The sequence below is a fragment of the Prevotella herbatica genome (assembly GCF_017347605.1).
In the GTDB taxonomy this organism is placed as follows: Bacteria; Bacteroidota; Bacteroidia; order Bacteroidales; family Bacteroidaceae; genus Prevotella; species Prevotella herbatica.
Window position 1 is genome coordinate 177,714 of sequence record NZ_AP024484.1, and the last position, 20,107, is coordinate 197,820.

A 20,107-nucleotide genomic window follows, 5' to 3' on the forward strand; every position below is an offset into this window, starting at 1 on the left:
ATTTAAATCAATGAAATAACAAAATTATAAACGACATAATTTGGCTATTTCTCAACAGAATACTTTTTCATCAAGGCATAGGCATCATAAATACCCAACTCGCCCGCTTTACTCAAATCTTTCAATCCTCCACGCACATCACTTACAAAAATTTTGGCAATACCACGATTATAATATGCTTCTGCCAATCTTGAATTTAGTTCAATTGACATATCATAATTAATTATTGCGTTTTTATAATCTTTTGTTGACGAATAAACATTTGCTAGATCATAATATAAATATGCATTATCTTTATCTATGCCTATAGCCTTTTTAAAATCGTTTATTGACTTTGCCAATGTCATATTTGTTCCTGAATTATTCTGAGAATCATAATTTCTCACAAGAGACAAGCACACGGCACGCTGCCAATAAGCAAGTTCTGACACACTATCTATACTTAAATAATCATTCAAGTCGTTTATTGCCTCTTCATAATTATATATTGTTGAATATGCAACAGCTCTCTGCAGTAAAATTTGCGAAGCCGCTTTCATATCATTAGTCATCTTGACCTTGTCGGTTAACTCTTGAATTGTTGTGAAATAATCTTTTGTATCCGTTTCTGAAATGGCATCTGGACGACACGTGATATATACCGTGTGGACAGGATTGACTTTTGAATTAAAAGCTTCAACATCCTTATCTATCAACTGATAATCGTTTATCCCATTAGTATATTTTTGATATGACAAAATAAACATTGGCATAAACTTAGTTGTCACTTCTCTGTTTTGAACATAACCACGATACTCATTCTTATATTCAGGAGTAGTAACTTCGGAATCCTGCACAACCCATTGATCATATTTTTCAACATCTATATCACTGAGTTTTCTTACTTGACGCAACTTTGCTCTACTCCATCTCTGCTGCACTCCAATATGCTTATTCATTTGCGCCTTAAATACTCTAAACTCATCAAGTTCTGCCTTTGCAGTCATACCAAGTCTGCGATAACATTTGGCACGGCTTAACAAGCCCGACCAGAAATTAGGAAACTTATTTATAACTCTCGTGTAATCAGCGATTGCAGATCGATAACTACCTGTTTTATCAAGCAAAATCGCTCTGTTATATAAAGCCAACAAATTATTAGGTTCTAATCTCAATACAAAACTAAAATCTTGTATTGCACGATTATCATCCCCCAAGGTCTGCCTTAACAAGCCTCTGTTATAATGAGATATAAAATTATTTGGATCCATGTCTATAGCCTTGTCGTAATCCTCCATCGCATAACGAAGCCTATTAAGGTTTACACGAGCCATAGCCCTATATGTGTAGTTATTAACTACTTTTGGAGAATAATGAATAGCCTTTGAAAAAGCTTCATCAGCCTTTCTCCAATTCTTTCGCTGAAGATTAAGCCTACCCAATATTGACCAAGAATTGCCATCATAAGGGTTAACTCTCAACGTTCGTTCAAGCCATCTCGAAGCAGACGCTGTGTCATTGGCATTAATATAAGTCTCGGTCATCAAACCATAAGAATTTGACAAATCAGGCCATCTTTTTATAATATATTCAAGATCTAGCCTAGTCTGCTTTACATCTTTGCTCTGAAATCTAGCCCAAGCCCTATTAAACCAATATCCTTTTTCATCAGGATTTAAACTCAATGCCTTTGTATAATCATTGATAGCATCTGAATATCGTCTAAGATTTAATCTGTTGCCAGCCCTTTCTGCAAACAGTTCATGCACGTAAGGATTCAATCTCACAGCCTCATTAAAATCTTCCTCTGCACCTACATAATCACCAAGGCTTTTCTTAGCTATACCTCTATAAAACCACGGCTTATAGAGGTACGGCTTATTTGAAATAACATTATTACAATGTTGTATAGCTACTACATAATCATTGTTTTCAAGAGCTAACTCTCCGGACTGAAGCAGCCGGTCTGTATTATACTGAGCAAAAGAATTGCTCCCTGCAAATACAAATATAACAACAAATATAAGCAGCCTCTTAAACATAACGTTTTTATTTATGTGCTATTTTAGTTCTATATCCACAGCGGACCTTCCCTTTAAGAAGAGCTTTCAATTTTCCAAAAATCAATTGCTTACGGAAAGGAGGCATTCTATCAATAAACATTTTTCCTTCAAGATGATCAAACTCATGCTGCATGACTCTAGCTAAATATCCATCCACCCACTCATCATGATCATTAAACTGATCATCCTTATATACTACGTGTATACGAGTAGGACGAGTCACATTCTCATGAATACCAGGTAATGACAAGCATCCCTCCTCCATTGTTTCCTTTGGAGCATTTTCATCATATTCTAAAATATGAGGATTAATATAAGCCTTCTTGAAATCCTTATATTCAGGAAAATCATCACCCAACACGTCCAAATCTATGACAACGACTCTTATGTCCTTGCCAATCTGTGGTGCTGCTAATCCAACACCGTCGCTTGCTGTAAGCGACTCAAACATATCACTTATAAGTTCTTTCAATTCCGGATAATCCGGTGTTATATCCTGAGCAACCTTTCTCAATACTGGTTGACCATATATATAAATAGGTAAAATCATTCGCTTCGCGAAAATTTAAGTTATACATTTAATGAAGAGCGTCTATATTGCATGTAATCCTGCAAAATAATCGTTGCGGATATTTCATCCACTAGCCCTTTATTTTCTCGACGAGCCTTTTTCTTCACACCACAATCTAATATCACTTTATGTGCTAGAACAGATGTAAAACGCTCATCATAATACTCTATCGGAATTTCAGGCATAGCTTTACGCCATCTATTCACAAACTGCTCAACTCTTGCAAGATTTTCACTTGGCTGTCCATTTGGTTGTGTCGGTTTTCCTATTACGATACACTCAACAACTTCCTTTGAAATATAGTCTTTTAGAAAATCAAACAGTTGAGACGTAGAAACAGTGACTAGCCCATTCGCAATAATCTGCAATGGATCAGTCACTGCCAGTCCAGTACGCTTCTTACCGTAATCTATAGAAAGAATACGTGCCATAAATATTTATTAAAGCCCTTGTTAAAGAGCAAACAATTATTTGTTGAAAAGCAACCAAGCATCAGCATACATTGCACGAAGAGTATTGCGGTCCTTCACAGCATCAGTCTTTCCGTCAAAAGAAGCTGCAACTACACGATACATATTTCTTTCACTGTTGTAAACAATTGAAGGATCATAACCAGCACTCTTAAGAGTACCTTGCAAACCTTCTGCATTTGCTTTCAATGAGAAAGAACCAACAACAACTCCAAAGTTTTTCAATGCAGGACCACTGACAACAGTAACACTCTCTTGGCGAACTACTGCATTATCGGCATTATCAACAACAGTTGTCTGAGTGGCTGGCTTCTGCTCCAAAGGAGTAACGACAGGTGCAGAAGTCTGAGCTACGTCTGCTGACTGAGCCTGTTCTTGAGCCTTAGCTTTCTCATAAGCTTTTTTATAAGCGCTTTCACTTGATTTACAACTTGTAAACGCAAATGCTACACACAATCCTGCGCATAAAACCAAACTTTTTTTCATAATCTTTTTGTTTATTGAAATTAGACCTTTATTCATTAATATATCGTGCGAAATTACAAAATATATCACAAAAACGATTCAACAAACCGCATAAAGTTTGTTAAATCAAACAAATACGAGTCATTTAACAAAAAATGATATAAATTCTATTGCTTACAAACAAAAGATTTATTATATTTGCCAATAAGATAAATTAATACAAAGGAAATTTATCGTATAGATAGTTTAACAATAAAAATTACAAGATTATGAAGACATTAGGTTATATCGGAGCATTCCTTGGTGGTGCTATCGCTGGTGCTGCTATTGGTCTCTTAGTTGCTCCTGAAAAAGGGACAGAAACTCGTTGTAAAATCACAGACGCTGTTGATGATTTTTGTAAGAAACACAACATCAAACTAACACGTAAGGAAGTTGACGATCTTGTTGATGACATCAAGGACGCAGCTCCTGAAAACGCAGAATAAATATTTATGTTTTCTAACGACAGAAATATAGAAACGATTGGACAATTAGTAGAAATTATCAAGCACTACATCGGGCTTCAAAAAGAATATATGAAACTCGATGTAGTTGATAAAATTGTTCGATTACTAACTGCCTTAACAATATCTGCTATAATTGTAGTATTGTTGATGCTAGCATTAATATATCTTAGTTTTGCATGTGCGTTTGCTCTAGCCACTATAGTAGGAAATGTAATGGCTTTCACTATTATCGGCGGTGGATATGTTATAGCACTTATTTTATGTGTTAGCTTCCGTCATAAATGGATTGAGAAACCGCTTGTTAAATTTTTGGCAAACTTATTTTTAAATAAATAATGGAGAATTTTTTTGAATATAAATCACTTGATGACATCAGAAGGCGCAAGGAGGCATTACGCCAACAACTTCTGGAGGACGACAAGAAGATTAAAAATCTATGGGATGAAATGTCACGTCCATCTGATTTGTTTTCCAAAAGTGCGTCTCCTTCAAAACGTATAACCGGATTAATAAATACCAGTGCCGCACTTTTTGACGGAGCAATACTCGGTTGGAAATTATATCGTAAATTCAGAAGATAAGTATTGGTTTGACTAATAGAATTTACAGTATAATAATTTCTCCGTCAAACCCGAACTTAACGGCTTTAGGCAAACGTTTATTTGCGATTTTGTCAAGTCCAATTGAATGAGTAAGATGCGTGAGATATGTTCTTTTTGCACCTAGTTTTTCAGAAAAAGCAATAGCATCACCGACCAACTGATGACTATGATGTGGTTTATCCCATCTCAATGCATTAACAACTAAAATTTCTATTCCTTTTAAATATTCTAATTCTTCATCATCAATGCTTTTCATATCTGTGATGTAGGCTAATTTCCCTATTCTAAATCCTAGAATAGACATAGTATCATGTTTAATTCTTATTGGCATTATATCTAAATCACCTATTCTAAATGTGTTATGCACATGAATAGTATTAAGATTTAACTTTGGAACACCAGGATAAAGTTTGTTCTCATTACCATCTGGAAAACAATACGGCATATTATTACGCAACCCTTTAGCAACATCTTCCTCACAATATATTTCTATATCACCAAATTGGCAATAAGGGCGCAAGTCATCAAGCCCAGCCACATGATCGTAATGAATATGAGTAATCAGCACTCCGTCAATCTTGCGAAAAGGTTGTTTTAGCATCTGTTCACGAAAGTCAGGACCACAATCTATCAACACTCTTGTAGATTCCGTTTCTACTAATGCAGATGTTCGCAAACGTTTATCATGACTATCATTGCTTTTACATACTTCGCAAGAACACCCTAGTACAGGTACACCTTGCGATGTTCCAGTCCCAAGTAACGTTATTTTCATCGTATATTCACCTCCGGATTAATTTCTATACCAAACTTGTCAAACACATCATGCCTGATCGTATCGCAAAGTTTTATAATATCTTGCCCTGTAGCTCCACCACAATTTATGAGTACCAAAGCTTGTTTATCATGTACACCAGCATTACCGAGTCGCTTTCCTTTCCATCCACACTGCTCAATCATCCAACCAGCAGGAATCTTATACGAAGTCTTTGACACTTCATAATAAGGCATATTTGGATATTCAGCATTCAGCTTCATAAACTTATCAACACCAACTATAGGATTCATAAAGAAACTTCCCGCATTGCCAGTAACCTTCGGATCAGGCAACTTAGCGTTTCGTATTTCTATAATTATATCCCGAAGTTCTTCAGCTGAAGGTTCCGGTATGTTACGTTCTGCTAGTTTAGCCCTTATATTGCCATAATCAAGTTTCGGCTTAAATGTGCGGTCCAATTTATAAGTGACATAAGTCATTAGATACTTATCCTTCCACTCATTTTTGAATTTACTCTGTCTATATTTATAACCACAGTCAGAATTATCAAATTCAACAACATTACCTGTAGCTATTTCTACAGCTTCTATTTTGGCAATAATATCCTTTGCCTCTGCTCCGTATGCACCAATATTCTGAATTGCACTCGCTCCTACCTCACCGGGTATAAGTGACAGATTCTCAGCTCCATAATATCCATGTTCCACGCAATAAGCTACAACATCATCAAAAACTTCGCCCGAACCGCAACGCAAAAGATATTCACCATTTACGCAACTAGTCTCAATACCATGAATATCAGAATGGACCACGTTACCTTTATAATCAGCTTTAAGCAAAAGATTGCTCCCACTTCCTATAATAAGGAAAGGTAAATTATCATTTGATATAATTACAGATACTTTTTGGGCTTCATCAATAGATGAATATTCTATAAACCTATTGCATTTGGCATCAATACCAAAAGTATTATGATTCAACAAACTGTAGTCTTTATAATCTTTCATAAGCAATTTACATAGAAAGTTTTGTAAGCTTCCACTTTCCACCACGTTTCTTGAATGTCAGTTCTGTTTCAAGACCATTTGCGATGCCTCTTACAACAAAAATCTTCTGATTACTTTCTGTATATTTCTGTCCGTAAATTATATTATATATCAGTCCACTTGGCAGCTGGGGAGCGAAAGACGGCCATTGCTCTGGTGCCAAAGTGCCAGTCATAGTTCCAAAATCATCATCAGGATCTGGTCCTGTAAACATAAGTGGATCGTTTACACTATGAACCTGATATGCCGAATCAGCGACGAAATTCTGATAGAACTTCAAGAAAGACGCATTCATATTCTGATACAACGGCTTATAGTTTATAGAAGTCATCATCCATTGGCCATTAATTCTGTTAAACAGATATTGCTTAACAAGTTGCTTCTTAAAATACACCTTTTCAACAACAACATGATCAATAGAAGTATCTTTAACAACCTGCATCTGCTGTATGTTATCAAAGATCAACGTGTAAAAATCCTGACGCATAAAGAAGTTATCAATTTTCCATTGTCCCTTCTGTATATATTTCTTCACCTTTCCATCTCTATATATAGGTAGCGGGTAGTGAATACGCTTACGCTGCAACTTACGGTTAGCCGCAAAATTAAAGAAAAAATCATCAAAAAGTTCATCTGCAGCCTTTGGCATAGGAGTATCAGAAATGATATTATTCAAAGTATCAGCAGACGTACTGTCAGCATCCTTTGTGCTTACAACTGCACTGTCAGCAGATGTAGACTTTTTATCAGTGCAACCTGTCGTAGAAAAGACAGCAACACAAATGATCATTACTACAATGAAAGATAATATTAATTTTCTCATCATTAATTCCTTTTACCTAACTAAATACTCTCAAATTTTCATGCAAAAATACAACTTTATTTCGATTGGCGCAATAAAGTTAGAGAAAAATATAGATACCTTATAAATTTATTATTTCTGTATTTTCTATTTCCAATAAAATTACGTAACTTTGCAAACTAGTTAACACGTATGCTACGCCAAATTATCTGGATAGCATATCTGATTAAGCATTCAAAAGAATAAAAACGTTTTTAAATATGCTATTAGAGAAAATCGAATCACTTCTTAATGAAGTCAGTAGCCTTTCTGCAAAAAATACAGATGAAGTGGAGCAGCTTCGTCTAAAATATTTAAGCAAAAAGGGAGAAATCAATGCACTTATGTCTGATTTCCGCGATATCGCCGCTGAACAAAAGAAAACTATTGGTGTCAAGATTAACGAACTTAAGCAGACTGCAACGGAAAAAATCAACAGCCTACGTGAACAGCTTACAGAGACTGAAAGCCAGAGCGACGATATTGATTTGACACGTACAGCCTACCCTATTAAATTAGGGACACGCCATCCTTTGTCTATCGTAAAAAATGAGATAATAGATATTTTTCAACGTATGGGATTTGTTCTTGCTGACGGTCCAGAGATTGACGACGACAAGCATGTTTTTACAATGCTTAACTTCGCAGCTGATCATCCAGCAAGAGATATGCAAGATACATTCTTCATCGAGCAAAGCGACCCTAACGACGTAACAAAGAATATTCTTTTGCGTTCACACACTTCTGGTGACCAGAGTCACTTTATGGAGAAACACGAACCTCCTTTCCGAATTTTATGCCCAGGACGTGTATATCGTAATGAAGCCATAAGTGCCAGAGCACATTGTTTCTTCCATCAGGTTGAAGGTCTTTATGTTGACAAGAATGTTAACTTTACCGATTTAAAGCAGGTTTTACTTACTTTCGCACGTGAGATGTTTGGTCCTGATACCAAAATCCGTCTTCGTCCAAGCTATTTCCCATTTACAGAACCTAGTGCAGAAATGGATATTTCTTGTCATATTTGCGGTGGTAAAGGCTGTGGTTTCTGCAAACATACAGGTTGGGTTGAGATCCTAGGTTGCGGAATGGTAGATCCAAACGTTCTTGAAGCATGTGGCATAGACAGCAAGGTATACTCTGGTTATGCATTTGGTATGGGCGTAGAGCGAATAACAAATTTGAAATACAGAGTTAGCGATTTGCGTATGTTCTCAGAAAACGACACACGTTTCCTTAAAGAATTTGAGTCTGCAAATTAATCAGACATAAATATATAGATTAAGGTTGAAAGTAATTCTTTCAACCTTTTTCATTTGAAATTAATTAGCGTTAAAAAAATTATCATAATATAGATATCGTTTTGTGTCATCATAACAAAATTATATCAACACTTCATCATAAACTATATAAACCGCTTTTTTTCGTGTTTTTAAGCTACAGAACTACTGTATTTCTCACAAAGCCCATAAACACTGGAAAAAACGATACGTAGCTAAGTTAATTTAACTTCGGTGAGCAACGTTATCTATTTCTGCTCATATATAATGTACGCGTATACACGCGCGCACTTAGGGTTTTGAAAAATATAAGTGTCGAGGTGTCAACATAATGAATAACAATATTTTATCGACGAATTTAACTAATAAAAGTGACGGTAAATTTACGGTCAAATTTCAAATTTTGCATACGTTCTATATAGAAATGCAACTGATTCCATATAGAAACGCAAACGTTTCTACGATGTTTCACCTTCTATTACTTCGTAAAACACAGTACATTTCTTCGTAAAACACACTGCAAAACATCGTAAAGCGTATCAAATTACTTCGTAAATCATGATGCGAAATGAAGATTTTTTCCACCATATTTTTCCGACGAATAACCGACACTTAATTCGACCCCAAAAGAGTTCTAACAAGTTGATGCTCAATAGATAGACACTTCGACACTTGTTTTTACGAAAAACCCAGAGTGTGCACATACGTGCGCACGTGTATTATAATGTGCAGCCCCAAGTATTTAAAACTTTGGCTAACAGTCTAATCCAAATCTGATTGCATGGACAAAAATTTTGAAGTATCTTTGCAAAGAATTCAGTGGAATTCAGCAGAATAGTTAAACAAGCTTGAAAATTCTGTTCTCGTTTACTGAATCCATTACACATCCTCAGTTCCTCAGATACAGCTAACGGTTCTTTGACAAATTCACACATAAAAGACATTCCATCCTTAAAACCACGCAAGTTATCGTGGCTAGAGAATAGCTTGTTGTAGCAAAATCCAGCAAGCTACATCTTGTTATCCCTCTGTTTATGGGTTTTATGAGAGATGCCGTAGCTCCATAGATAAAGAAACGAAAGAAATTATGGAAGAAGAAAGTGCTACGTATTAAGAGACGATCTAATTTGATATGATATTCTTGCCTCTTACAAAAATATATACGGTCTAGTCTTTAAAAAGCAAATACAGTGTAGTGAATTATGTAAATCACAAGAAAATTAACATTCCTCACCATTTTCCTTAGGTCATCAAAATAGTTCAACAAAGTCGTAATTCTAAAAATAGCGTACTGCATTTTTCCATTGACACGTTATCCCTATTATCTAATAGCATAGGATGGGAAGCATAAGAAAGAATATGAAGGTCAATTAATCAAAAGATTTTCCACAGAATTTAAAAAGGGAAATCTCCCTCACAGGAAACTCCCCCTTACAACATTATGTACGAGAAAAAAATTAACTATTTTCTGGACGAAGTTTACGAACTGTATTTCCAGCCTGCCACATTTCCTTATTGCGCATAGCTTCCAATTCAGCGTTTAACTTCTCTCGATAATCAGACATTGAATTCTTATCAATAGAAATCTGAGCCTCATTACCTGTCTTAACACTAAGATACAACCATTCCATAACTGGTTTAATAGCCTCACGGAAACGAGGTGCCCAATCTAAAGCACCACGCTGTGCTGTTGTAGAACAGTTTGCATACATCCAATCCATACCCTTTGCACCAAACAATGGCATCAAACTCTGAGTCAATTCCTCAACAGTCTCATTGAAAGCCTCAGATGGAGTATGTCCATTCTCACGCAAAACATCATACTGTGCTTCAAGCAATCCCTCAATGGCACCCATCAAAGAACCTCTTTCACCAGTCAAATCAGATGTAGCCTCACGCTGGAATGTAGTCTTAAATAAATATCCAGCACCGATACCAATACCAAATGCTATAGTCTTGTCCTCTGCATGACCAGACGCATCCTGATAAACAGCATAAGAACAGTTCAATCCACGACCTTCACAGAACATGGTACGAAGAGAAGTACCAGAGCCCTTAGGCGCAACCATAATGACATCAATATCCTTTGGTGGAACAACACTTGTACGATCTTGCCAATTGATAGCAAATCCATGAGAATAATACAGAGTTTTGCCAGCAGTCAGATACTGCTTAATTTTTGGCCAAACGGCAATCTGACCAGCATCAGAAAGCAACATGCAAATAATAGTACCTTTTTGGACAGCTTCCTCTATTGAGAAAAGTGTCTTTCCTGGAACCCAACCGTCTGCAAGACATTTTTCATATGTCTTACCTTCACGCTGACCTACGATAACATTAAATCCGTTATCACGCAAGTTACAAGCCTGACCTGGTCCCTGAATACCATAACCAATTACGGCTATTGTTTCATTTTTTAGTACTTCACGAGCCTTCTCCAAAGAAAATTCCTTACTGGTGACAACAGTTTCTACAACTCCACCAAAATTCATTTCTGCCATATTATAAAAAAAATGTGCGCCCTCATTTAAGGGATCGCGGGTTTTTATTATCCCTTTGAATCATGCCTGTCTTTTCCAAAGGCAGTCGTTTTATAGATCCATTCCATTACCTATTCAAGGTTACAGCTAGGGAATTCAAATATTTTTCGTACGCAAAGGTAACACTTTAAAACGAAACTACCAAACAATCTTTCAATCTTTTACGAAATTAACCTTACTTCTAACAACTTCTACTTCTTCAGCATTTATTTTAAAACTTTTTGTAATTCTTATGCAATATTCGTCTTCAGAAGTATGCTCACAATAAAAATTCAATTTATCGCCACAGTGACATTCTGCAACATATGCAATTTCAAAGCGTTTAATTTTATTATGAACATACCAATCCAAATTCCATAAATCAAGAATGTGCTCAATATATTTTACACTATTGATATGTCCATTTACATCAACATCACTATAGTTTGTATCTATAGTCCTTACAAGTTTTGCATCTGCAGACATCTTAACTCGTGAACTTTTAGCGATAGGACATTGTCTTTCTTTATCAACATAGTCAAGGATAAGACCATCATGAATAGCTAATATATCAACAGGCTGACGCGTATCAGTGTCTATCATAGCCCATATACTCTTGCCATATCCATAAATTTTATTTGAATCAGGACTAACAACAGTAAAATTTCGACTTGTGAAAAACTTCATAACACCGTCTACCCATGTCTCTATATTAAACTCATCGTATGATATAGGCATCTCTGTCATTTCTATAGCCAATCTAGATAGAACCCAAGTCTTGTGAATTGGATTTAAATAACTCATCCCATATCCCCGCTCATTCGAATGGAAATCAGCTGCATTCAACATATGATTTCCCAGATGTCCCATAAACAAATGTTTCGAAAAGTCGCAATGAAATGGTTCAGCTAAGAATTTATAGCAACCAACTTTATCCAAAATATCAGTCATTATCTTTACTATCCTGTTCGTGTAAGAAATCAGATATAGGTTCATCAAAACTTCTTGTCACTGCAATGCGACCACATCTTGTGTATTGCAGTATGCATTTAAAATTGTTTAACTTATTAAATAAATCAGCGATATCCTCTGTCAAACCAGCTAATAACACAGTACTGTAAGTATGGTTTACTTCCATCATACGCGCATCATGCCTACGAATAGTTCGAGATACTTCTGGATTATCCAACAATACAGGTGTCGAAATTTTAAAAAGAGCCACTTCGTGAATAAAGAGCTGTTCATCAGTATAATAATCAGCTTTCACAACATCAATTTTCTTCTCAATGGCTTTTGTTATTTTATTTATCTGCTCTTCATCACTCCATGCAGTAATCGTATACTTGTGTACATTTAATATACTGCTAGCAGAGACATTTAAACTTTCTATATTTACCTGTCTACGAGTAAATACAGCCGTAATTTGATTTAATATACCGGCGATATTCTCAGAATAGACTAATAATGTATATAATTTCTTTTCCATTTACTTTAAATTTGAAATACTAATAATCAAGTTCAAGCAACATGCCATCAACACTCTTTCCTGGTAATGTCATAGGAACTATATCTTCATTTTCCTTAATGGCACATTCCAAAAAATAAGGTCCCTTTGTTGAAATCATCTTTTCAACTTTAGAACGTAAATCATTACGGTCAACAACAAGATCATAAGGAATGTTATATGCCTTAGAGATTTCCTGATAATGCGGATTCATCATATGAGTGAATGAATAACGACCATTAAACATTAAATCTTGCCACTGACGTACATTCCCCAAAAAATTGTTATTAAGAAGGATTATCTTTACAGGTGCCTGTTGCTCCATTATAGTGCCAAACTCTTGTATACTCATCTGTAAGCCTCCATCTCCACAAAAACAACAGATTGTTCTTTCGGGAGCGCCAAAACTTGCACCGATAGCCGCAGGAAGCCCAAACCCCATTGTGCCAAAACCTCCACTAGTAACAATAGAACGCTTATTCTTAAACTTAAAATAGCGACTAGATATCATCTGATTTTGACCAACATCATTCACCAACACGGCCTCTCCTTTAGTAACTTCGGCAACAACATTTGTAACTTCACCCATCAACAAAGGACCTTCGGTGGGATGAATATCTGGCTCTATAACCTTCTCAATTTCCATATCATCGTATTTTTTAAACGAATCATGCCATTCACGATGATTATTTTCATTCAGTAAACTCGTTATTGCAGGAATGGTTTGCTTACAGTTTCCCAATACCGCAACATCGGCTTTAATGTTCTTATTTATCTCGGATGCATCAATATCGAGATGGATTATCTTTGCCTGCTGGCCATAAGTAGAAGGCAATCCTGTAACTCTATCACTGAATCGCATACCTATTGCTATAAGTACGTCGCACTCCTGGGTTTTCATGTTGGCAGCATAACTACCATGCATTCCCAACATACCAATGTTTAAAGGATGATCAGATGGTAATGCAGACAATCCTAGCAATGTGCGACCAGCAGGAATATCGGCTTTTTCAAGGAACTCGACAAGTTCATTCTGTGCACATCCTAATTCAACCCCCTGTCCTACCAGTGCAAACGGTTTTTTTGCACCATTAATTAGCTTTGCAGCTTCTTCAATAGCACAACTGTCAATTTTAGGATAAGGATTATATGACCTTACATTATCAACCTTTATTGGATTCCATTCGCACGTATGATTTTGCGCATTTTTTGGAAAGTCAAGAACAACTGGTCCTGGACGTCCAGAACGCGCAATATAGAAAGCACGACTTACAGCCCAAGCTACATCTTCGGGGCGACGTATTTGGTAAGCCCATTTCGTTATCGGCTGTGCAACTCCTACTAAATCAACTTCCTGAAAGGCATCAGTACCTAAAGCTCCAACGCCAACCTGTCCTGCTATTACAACTATTGGTGTAGAATCCATCATTGCATCTGCAACACCAGTCAATGTATTAGTAGCTCCTGGTCCACTAGTCACAAGGCACACACCAACATCACCACTGACTCGTGCATACCCTTCGGCAGCATGAGCAGCAGCCTGCTCGTGACGTACTAAGATGTGATCAAACATCTTCTTTTCACCTCTAGTGTAACCATACAAAGCATCGAATACAGGCATTATCGCACCACCCGGATAACCGAATATAGTCTTAACACCTTCATTATGCAAAGAACGCATCAATGCTTCAGAACCTGTAATTACTTCTTTACTCATTATATATAACTTAAACTACTAAAACATATTCTATATCAATCAATCATCCTTACGCCACCTTTATCTGCAGAACTCACACTTTGTGCATAAGCTCTTAAAGCTTTACTAACAACTCTGTTACGCTTTAAAGGTTGTTGTTTACGTGCAGACAATTCCTCATCACTTAGTTTTACGTTTATACTACGGTTTGGAATATCTATTTCTATAATATCACCATCTTTTATCTTACCGATATTACCGCCAGCAGCAGCCTCAGGAGAAATATGTCCTATACTTAATCCAGAAGTTCCACCTGAAAAACGTCCATCTGTAATCAATGCACATTCCTTACCCATATGCATACTCTTAATATACGAAGTTGGATAAAGCATTTCTTGCATACCAGGTCCTCCCTTTGGTCCTTCATGAGTGATAACAACGCAATCACCTTTCTTGACTTTACCTGCAAGGATTCCTTCACAAGCATCTTCTTGACTATCGAAGACAACAGCTGGTCCAGAAAACTTCCAAAGAGATTTATCAACTCCAGCAGTTTTAACAACACAGCCATCTTGTGCTATATTACCAAAAAGCACGCCAAGACCTCCATCTTTAGTATAAGCATGTTCAAAATCCCTTATACATCCATTTGAACGATCTGTATCAAGACTATCCCATTTTTCATCCTGACTACCCATTTGAGTAGAAAATTTATTTCCAGGGGCACTATGATAAATTCTATCAGCATCAGGATTTACAGTTTCACCAGTGATTGCATACTTGGCAAGAGCAGAATTAAGAGTCATACCATCTACTCTATTTGTGTCAGCATGCAACAATCCTGCCTTATTAAGTTCGTTCATTATACCAAGTATTCCACCAGCTCTATTGCACTCTTGAACGCTATATTTCTGAGTATTTGGAGCCAGCATACACAAACAAGGCACCTTACGACTTAACTCGTCAATGTCCTTAATTTTAAAATCAGCTTCAGCTTCCTGTGCAACAGCTAGAAGATGAAGAACTGTATTTGTACTTCCACCCATTGCAATATCAAGCGCCATTGCATTCAGGAAAGCATTTCGTGTAGCTATATTGCGCGGTAAAACACGATCATCTCCATCTTCATAATACGCAAAGGCATTCTTTACAATCTGGCGAGCAGCATCTTTAAATAATTGAATTCTATTCTTATGTGTTGCTAAAATAGTTCCATTTCCAGGAAGAGCTAAACCAATAGCTTCTGTAAGAGAATTCATTGAATTAGCTGTAAACATACCAGAACAACTGCCACAACCAGGACATGCACAACTCTCAATCTGCTTCATTTCCTCATCACTGACGGATGGGTCGGCTCCCTTAACCATAGCTGTAATAAGGTCGGCATTCTCGTTTTTCCAACGACCAGCCTCCATTGGACCACCGGAGCAAAAAATGGTCGGGATATTAAGTCTCATAGAAGCCATAAGCATACCTGGAGTGACTTTATCACAGTTTGATATACATATCATAGCATCTGCCTTATGAGCATTAACCATATACTCAACAGAGTCAGCAATTATATCTCGTGAAGGCAATGAATAAAGCATTCCATCATGTCCCATAGCAATACCATCATCAATAGCGATAGTATTAAACTCTGCAGCATAACACCCCATGCTTTCTATTTCTTTTTTGACTATCTGACCTATTTCGTGAAGATGTGTATGTCCAGGAACAAATTGAGTAAAACTATTGACTATCGCTATAATTGGTTTACCAAATTGTTCATGCTTCATACCAGCAGCGACCCATAAAGCTCTGGCTCCTGCCATTCTTCTGCCTTCAGTACAGACAGCACTTCTTAATTGATGTTTCATATCTCTTAATGTATTTTTGTATACAAATATTGTAAACGAGAACTATCTTCTCCTTATTTAATTTGCAAAGATAACTAGAAAATACGAAACAGCCAATAAATTAACGCATATTATTTATTAATATAACATTTGTGTAACGTAAACATGCAAAAAAGTTTCGATCTATTAATTCAACAGAAAAATAACAATAAAAAAATCCCTAGTGGTATAAGCCACTAGGGAATCTTTTAACTATATAATTCTGTTAAATAGTTATTACTTAACGTAAATTACAGCAAGACGGTTAGATGTTACACCCTGTACACCCTTACCAACTGCATCTTTTACAATAACACCTTTAGATTTCAAATACTTTGCTACATTGTTAGCACGAATCTGTGAAACCTTCTTATTTACCTTTGCAGAACCTTCAGGAGAAGCAGTACCAATAATCTCAACGGTAGCACCATTTGCGATATTATCAAGAGCCTTCTTCGCATCCTTAGTAAGATCAGCCTTACCCTGAGCAAATGTTACAAACATTGGACAAGCAACAGCCTCTGCAGGAACTTCCTTAATAACTTCCTTGATAACTTCCTTAGGTTTCTTAGCAAGTTCATTACGAAGATCACTGATTTGAGAATTCAAACCATCGATTTCGCTCTGATCACGAAGCTGAGCAATCTTAAAGTTGTGTGTTCCATTAGAGTTCTTAAACTTGTAAACAACACCTGCGTTCAACTGAACGAAACTGTGGTTAATATCAAACTTTGTACCATCATTTCCAAGATTGTAAGGAGTGTTAGACTTATCATTAAGACCATACATAATAGCTGGTTCAATATAAATCTGCCATGCCTTGTCAGCACCGAGGTTGAAAGCAAAATCAAGAGCTACCTTAGAAGTAAGGTTGTTAATAGCTCCAGCTTTATCATACTCAATTGAATTTCCAAAAAGGTGTCCCCAACCGATACCAGCAACAACACTAACCTCAAATGGGCGTGGTTGACCAAGATAACCACCGAACCAGTTGCTCAAATTAACAGTACCAAGAAGGCTTGTGTTAAGGTAGCGAACAACAGTACCAGTAGAATTCCAAGGTTTATTTGAGAAATAAGCATTGCTTTCGATTGCAGCACCCAAAACAGGAGTAAAATTACGACCAATACGCACACCAAAATTAGGATCAAGACCCTTCATCCAAGCGTGACCAGTTGTCTTTGTTGCAAAACCACCATTTATACCTACATAAATGTTGTCAAATGTTTTACTCTCTTCTACGGTTTGTGCAGAAGCAGAAACTGCTAAAATAGCAGCAGTGAACAATAAAACGAACTTTTTCATGTCTCTCTAAAATTAATTAATAATTATTGATTTTTCTATATTCTAATTTCTGATTGCAAAGTACGTAAAAATTATCGAAACATCCAAATTTTTATTGATAAATTTATGTCATATAACATGAAAAGATGAGTAAAATCAATTCGAATATTATTTATTAATGACTCTTACTACTTGTTTTTTGCATTTTGTTTGGTAAATTGAATAACTTTTTGCTATCTTCGCAGTATGAAAAGAATAATCTTAATAACAGGTGGACAGCGTTCCGGCAAAAGTGTCTATGCCGAAAAATTAGCTATTAGCCTTAGCCCAACCCCTATATATATAGCCACAGCACATATTTGGGATGAAGAGTTTATGTTAAGAGTTAAGAAGCATCAAGAAAGACGAGGTTCTAACTGGACAAATATTGAAGAAGAGAAATTTCTTTCACGCCATTACATATATAATAAGGTGTGTGTAATTGATTGCATAACATTATGGTGTACTAATTTTTTTTATGACAAAAATCGTGAAGATAATAATCAACCTAGCGTTGATGAATCTTTAAAAGCAGTCAAAGATGAATTTGATAAATTCACAAATCAAGATGCAACTTTTATATTCGTAACTAATGAAATAGGCAGCGGTGGCGTTAGTGATAATCAAATACAAAGACGATTCACCGATTTGGAAGGTTGGATGAACCAATATGTGGCAAGTAAAGCAGATGAAGTTATACTTATGGTTTCAGGTATCCCAGTCAAAATTAAATAATATGAAAAGAGTTTTTAACATACAATCTCCTTGCTTGGATATAAAACAAAACATTCAAGACAAGATCGACAATTTAAACAAGCCAAAAGGGTCTTTAGGAATGCTTGAAGATTTAGCATTGCAAATTTGTCTGATTCAGCAAACGCTATCACCAAAATTGTCACATCCTTGCCACATTCTTTTCGGTGGTGATCATGGAATTGAAAGAGAGGGCGTTTCTGTTTCTCCACGCAATGTGACTTGGCAACAAATGATAAACTTCACAAGAGGCGGAGGTGGTGTTAATATGTTTTGCAATCAACACGGATTTGAATTAAAAATTATTGATATTGGAGTTGATTATGACTTATCTGACAATCCTAAAATAATCAATCGCAAAATAGCAAATGGCACAAAAAATTTTCTATATGAAGCCGCAATCACAGAAGAACAATTCTGGAATGCTATTGACATTGGTGCTGAGATGACGGATCTATGTATCTCTGAGGGATGTAATGTTATTAGCATTGGAGAAATGGGTATTGCAAATACCAGTCCATCAAGTATTTGGATGAGTATTTTCGGCGATATTCCTCTTATAGAATGTATCGGTGCTGGAGCAGGTTTATCTGATGACGGTATAAAGCATAAATATGAGATTTTAAAAACTGCTATAGAAAAATTCAACCATAATAATCACGACATAATTGATACAATTAGATATTTTGGCGGTTTCGAAATGGTTGGTGCTATAGGAAGTATGCTAAGAGCAGCAGAGAAGCACATGATAATACTTGTAGACGGTTTCATTATGTCGGCATGCATGCTAGCAGCAAGCAAATTATATCCTGAAATATTAAGATATGCTATTTTTGGGCACTGCGGAGATGAATTAGGACATCGTAAAATGCTAAATATGCTCAATGCTAAGCCACTATTATCACTTGGATTGAGACTCGGAGAAGGCACAGGAGCACTTTGTGCCTACCCAATAATAGAATCAGCTGTTAATATGATAAACGAGATGAATAATTTTAATAATGCACATATAACTAAATATTTTTAAAAATGCTTGTTTCAATAGAAAAAGACAGAAAATTATATGATCGTATCTGGGCTGCACTGATATTCTTTACAAGATTACCATTCTGGAGAATACATCAACCACCCAAAGAAGCTTATGAAACCGTTGTTGAATTTTGGCCTCTTGTTGGGTGGATTACAGCACCAATAATGGCTGTTATATTATTTTTCGGACCAAGATTCATGCCATACGATCTAGCTATAATATTAGCTATTCTATCACGAATAGCGATAACAGGAGCTTTACATGAAGATGGGCTAACCGACTTTATTGATGGTTTTGGTGGTGGTGGTAATGACAGAAATAGAATTCTCGACATTATGAAAGACAGTAAGATTGGGACATACGGTGTACTTGGAATTACAATTTATCTCTTTACATTTTATAAATGTCTATCTCTATGTTCACCTATGAATGCAGCAATAATGGTAATTGCAGCTGACCCTTTCTGTAAAATGCTAACATCCCAGATCATCCAAATGATGCCATACGCTCGGACTGCAGAAACTGCAAAAAATGGTGTCGTATATAAGAAATTCAACATACGAGGAGGTATACTATTAATGCTACAAGGAGGAATCCCTATTTCTATTATCTGGTACTTTTTCGGTTTATCTTATATATGTATTACAGTCCCAGGAATTGTATTGTATTTTCTATATCTATTTGTATGGAAGCGCATACATGGTTATACAGGAGACTGTTGTGGAGCAATATTTCTAATGACGGAATTAAGCTTCTACATAACTTTTATTATTACTCACTATAATTATTTCACAAATTAAG

General features: G+C 36.1%; 20 protein-coding genes. 7 read left to right on the forward strand and 13 right to left on the reverse strand.

Annotated elements, in window-relative coordinates; translation table 11 throughout:
* Positions 1 to 44 precede the first annotated feature (44 nt).
* The 4 genes from prwr041_RS00700 to prwr041_RS00715 are packed head-to-tail and all read right to left on the reverse strand — an operon-like array spanning position 45 to position 3,569.
* A complete protein-coding gene (locus prwr041_RS00700; protein WP_207154434.1) occupies positions 45 to 2,021 on the reverse strand; it encodes a tetratricopeptide repeat protein in 1,977 nt (658 codons plus the stop codon).
* A gap of 7 nt (positions 2,022 to 2,028) precedes the next feature.
* A complete protein-coding gene (def, locus tag prwr041_RS00705) occupies positions 2,029 to 2,592 on the reverse strand; it encodes a peptide deformylase (RefSeq protein WP_207154435.1) in 564 nt (187 codons plus the stop codon).
* A 20-nt stretch (positions 2,593 to 2,612) separates the two neighbouring features.
* Positions 2,613 to 3,044 carry a Holliday junction resolvase RuvX gene (gene ruvX / locus prwr041_RS00710; protein WP_207154436.1) on the reverse strand — a complete coding sequence of 144 codons (432 nt, stop codon included), beginning with the start codon at positions 3,042 to 3,044 and terminating at the stop codon, positions 2,613 to 2,615.
* 36 nt (positions 3,045 to 3,080) lie between these two features.
* Positions 3,081 to 3,569 (reverse strand): SPOR domain-containing protein, encoded by a 489-nt coding sequence (locus prwr041_RS00715; protein WP_207154437.1) that lies wholly within the window; start codon positions 3,567 to 3,569, stop codon positions 3,081 to 3,083.
* A 248-nt stretch (positions 3,570 to 3,817) separates the two neighbouring features.
* Between prwr041_RS00715 and prwr041_RS00720 the strand changes: the two genes are divergently transcribed.
* Genes prwr041_RS00720 through prwr041_RS00730 form a run of 3 tightly spaced genes read left to right on the forward strand, consistent with a single transcriptional unit; the run spans position 3,818 to position 4,638 of the window.
* On the forward strand, positions 3,818 to 4,036 hold the full coding sequence (locus prwr041_RS00720; RefSeq protein WP_018464704.1) for a YtxH domain-containing protein: 219 nt from the start codon (positions 3,818 to 3,820) through the stop codon (positions 4,034 to 4,036).
* 6 nt (positions 4,037 to 4,042) lie between these two features.
* Positions 4,043 to 4,393, forward strand: a complete 351-nt coding sequence (locus tag prwr041_RS00725) for a phage holin family protein (RefSeq protein WP_207154438.1) — start codon at positions 4,043 to 4,045, stop codon at positions 4,391 to 4,393.
* Positions 4,393 to 4,638, forward strand: coding sequence for a hypothetical protein (locus tag prwr041_RS00730; protein WP_207154439.1), 246 nt, complete (start codon positions 4,393 to 4,395; stop codon positions 4,636 to 4,638). Before prwr041_RS00725 ends, prwr041_RS00730 begins: the two co-directional genes overlap by 1 nt.
* Positions 4,639 to 4,660: 22 nt before the next feature.
* Here prwr041_RS00730 and prwr041_RS00735 read toward each other — a convergent pair whose 3' ends face one another.
* Genes prwr041_RS00735 through prwr041_RS00745 form a run of 3 tightly spaced genes read right to left on the reverse strand, consistent with a single transcriptional unit; the run spans position 4,661 to position 7,306 of the window.
* Positions 4,661 to 5,434 carry an MBL fold metallo-hydrolase gene (locus prwr041_RS00735; protein ID WP_207154440.1) on the reverse strand — a complete coding sequence of 258 codons (774 nt, stop codon included), beginning with the start codon at positions 5,432 to 5,434 and terminating at the stop codon, positions 4,661 to 4,663.
* Complete coding sequence (gene murB, locus prwr041_RS00740; protein WP_207154441.1) at positions 5,431 to 6,444, reverse strand: UDP-N-acetylmuramate dehydrogenase; 1,014 nt, start codon at positions 6,442 to 6,444, stop codon at positions 5,431 to 5,433. The genes prwr041_RS00735 and murB overlap by 4 nt, the downstream gene beginning before the upstream one ends.
* A 7-nt stretch (positions 6,445 to 6,451) precedes the next feature.
* The gene (locus prwr041_RS00745) at positions 6,452 to 7,306 is read right to left on the reverse strand and encodes a DUF4348 domain-containing protein (RefSeq protein WP_207155541.1); all 855 of its coding nucleotides are present in this window, start codon (positions 7,304 to 7,306) and stop codon (positions 6,452 to 6,454) included.
* A 239-nt stretch (positions 7,307 to 7,545) separates the two neighbouring features.
* On the opposite strand from prwr041_RS00745, the gene pheS reads away from it, so the two are divergent.
* Positions 7,546 to 8,586 carry a phenylalanine--tRNA ligase subunit alpha gene (gene pheS, locus prwr041_RS00750; protein WP_207154442.1) on the forward strand — a complete coding sequence of 347 codons (1,041 nt, stop codon included), beginning with the start codon at positions 7,546 to 7,548 and terminating at the stop codon, positions 8,584 to 8,586.
* Positions 8,587 to 10,061: 1,475 nt separating this feature from the next.
* Here the strand turns inward: pheS and ilvC are convergent.
* The 6 genes from ilvC to prwr041_RS00780 form a co-directional block, all read right to left on the reverse strand.
* Positions 10,062 to 11,105, reverse strand: coding sequence for a ketol-acid reductoisomerase (gene ilvC, locus prwr041_RS00755; protein ID WP_207154443.1), 1,044 nt, complete (start codon positions 11,103 to 11,105; stop codon positions 10,062 to 10,064).
* Positions 11,106 to 11,297: 192 nt separating this feature from the next.
* Positions 11,298 to 12,074: an acyl-[acyl-carrier-protein] thioesterase gene (locus tag prwr041_RS00760; protein WP_207154444.1), complete on the reverse strand. Its 777-nt coding sequence runs from the start codon at positions 12,072 to 12,074 to the stop codon at positions 11,298 to 11,300.
* Positions 12,067 to 12,609, reverse strand: coding sequence for an acetolactate synthase small subunit (ilvN, locus tag prwr041_RS00765; RefSeq protein WP_207154445.1), 543 nt, complete (start codon positions 12,607 to 12,609; stop codon positions 12,067 to 12,069). The genes prwr041_RS00760 and ilvN overlap by 8 nt, the downstream gene beginning before the upstream one ends.
* Positions 12,610 to 12,628: 19 nt before the next feature.
* Positions 12,629 to 14,344 (reverse strand): biosynthetic-type acetolactate synthase large subunit, encoded by a 1,716-nt coding sequence (gene ilvB, locus prwr041_RS00770; protein WP_207154446.1) that lies wholly within the window; start codon positions 14,342 to 14,344, stop codon positions 12,629 to 12,631.
* A gap of 35 nt (positions 14,345 to 14,379) precedes the next feature.
* On the reverse strand, positions 14,380 to 16,182 hold the full coding sequence (gene ilvD, locus prwr041_RS00775; protein ID WP_207154447.1) for a dihydroxy-acid dehydratase: 1,803 nt from the start codon (positions 16,180 to 16,182) through the stop codon (positions 14,380 to 14,382).
* A 255-nt stretch (positions 16,183 to 16,437) separates the two neighbouring features.
* On the reverse strand, positions 16,438 to 17,505 hold the full coding sequence (locus prwr041_RS00780) for an OmpA family protein (protein ID WP_207154448.1): 1,068 nt from the start codon (positions 17,503 to 17,505) through the stop codon (positions 16,438 to 16,440).
* A gap of 225 nt (positions 17,506 to 17,730) precedes the next feature.
* Here prwr041_RS00780 and prwr041_RS00785 point away from each other — a divergent pair, with 225 nt between their 5' ends.
* From prwr041_RS00785 to prwr041_RS00795, 3 genes are read left to right on the forward strand one after another with little or no spacing between them, the layout of a single operon-like run.
* On the forward strand, positions 17,731 to 18,258 hold the full coding sequence (locus tag prwr041_RS00785) for a bifunctional adenosylcobinamide kinase/adenosylcobinamide-phosphate guanylyltransferase (RefSeq protein ID WP_207154449.1): 528 nt from the start codon (positions 17,731 to 17,733) through the stop codon (positions 18,256 to 18,258).
* Position 18,259: 1 nt separating this feature from the next.
* On the forward strand, positions 18,260 to 19,303 hold the full coding sequence (gene cobT, locus prwr041_RS00790; protein ID WP_207154450.1) for a nicotinate-nucleotide--dimethylbenzimidazole phosphoribosyltransferase: 1,044 nt from the start codon (positions 18,260 to 18,262) through the stop codon (positions 19,301 to 19,303).
* 2 nt (positions 19,304 to 19,305) lie between these two features.
* Entirely contained in the window at positions 19,306 to 20,106 is an 801-nt protein-coding gene (locus tag prwr041_RS00795) for an adenosylcobinamide-GDP ribazoletransferase (RefSeq protein ID WP_207154451.1), read from the forward strand.
* The last annotated feature ends 1 nt before the right edge of the window (position 20,107 follow it).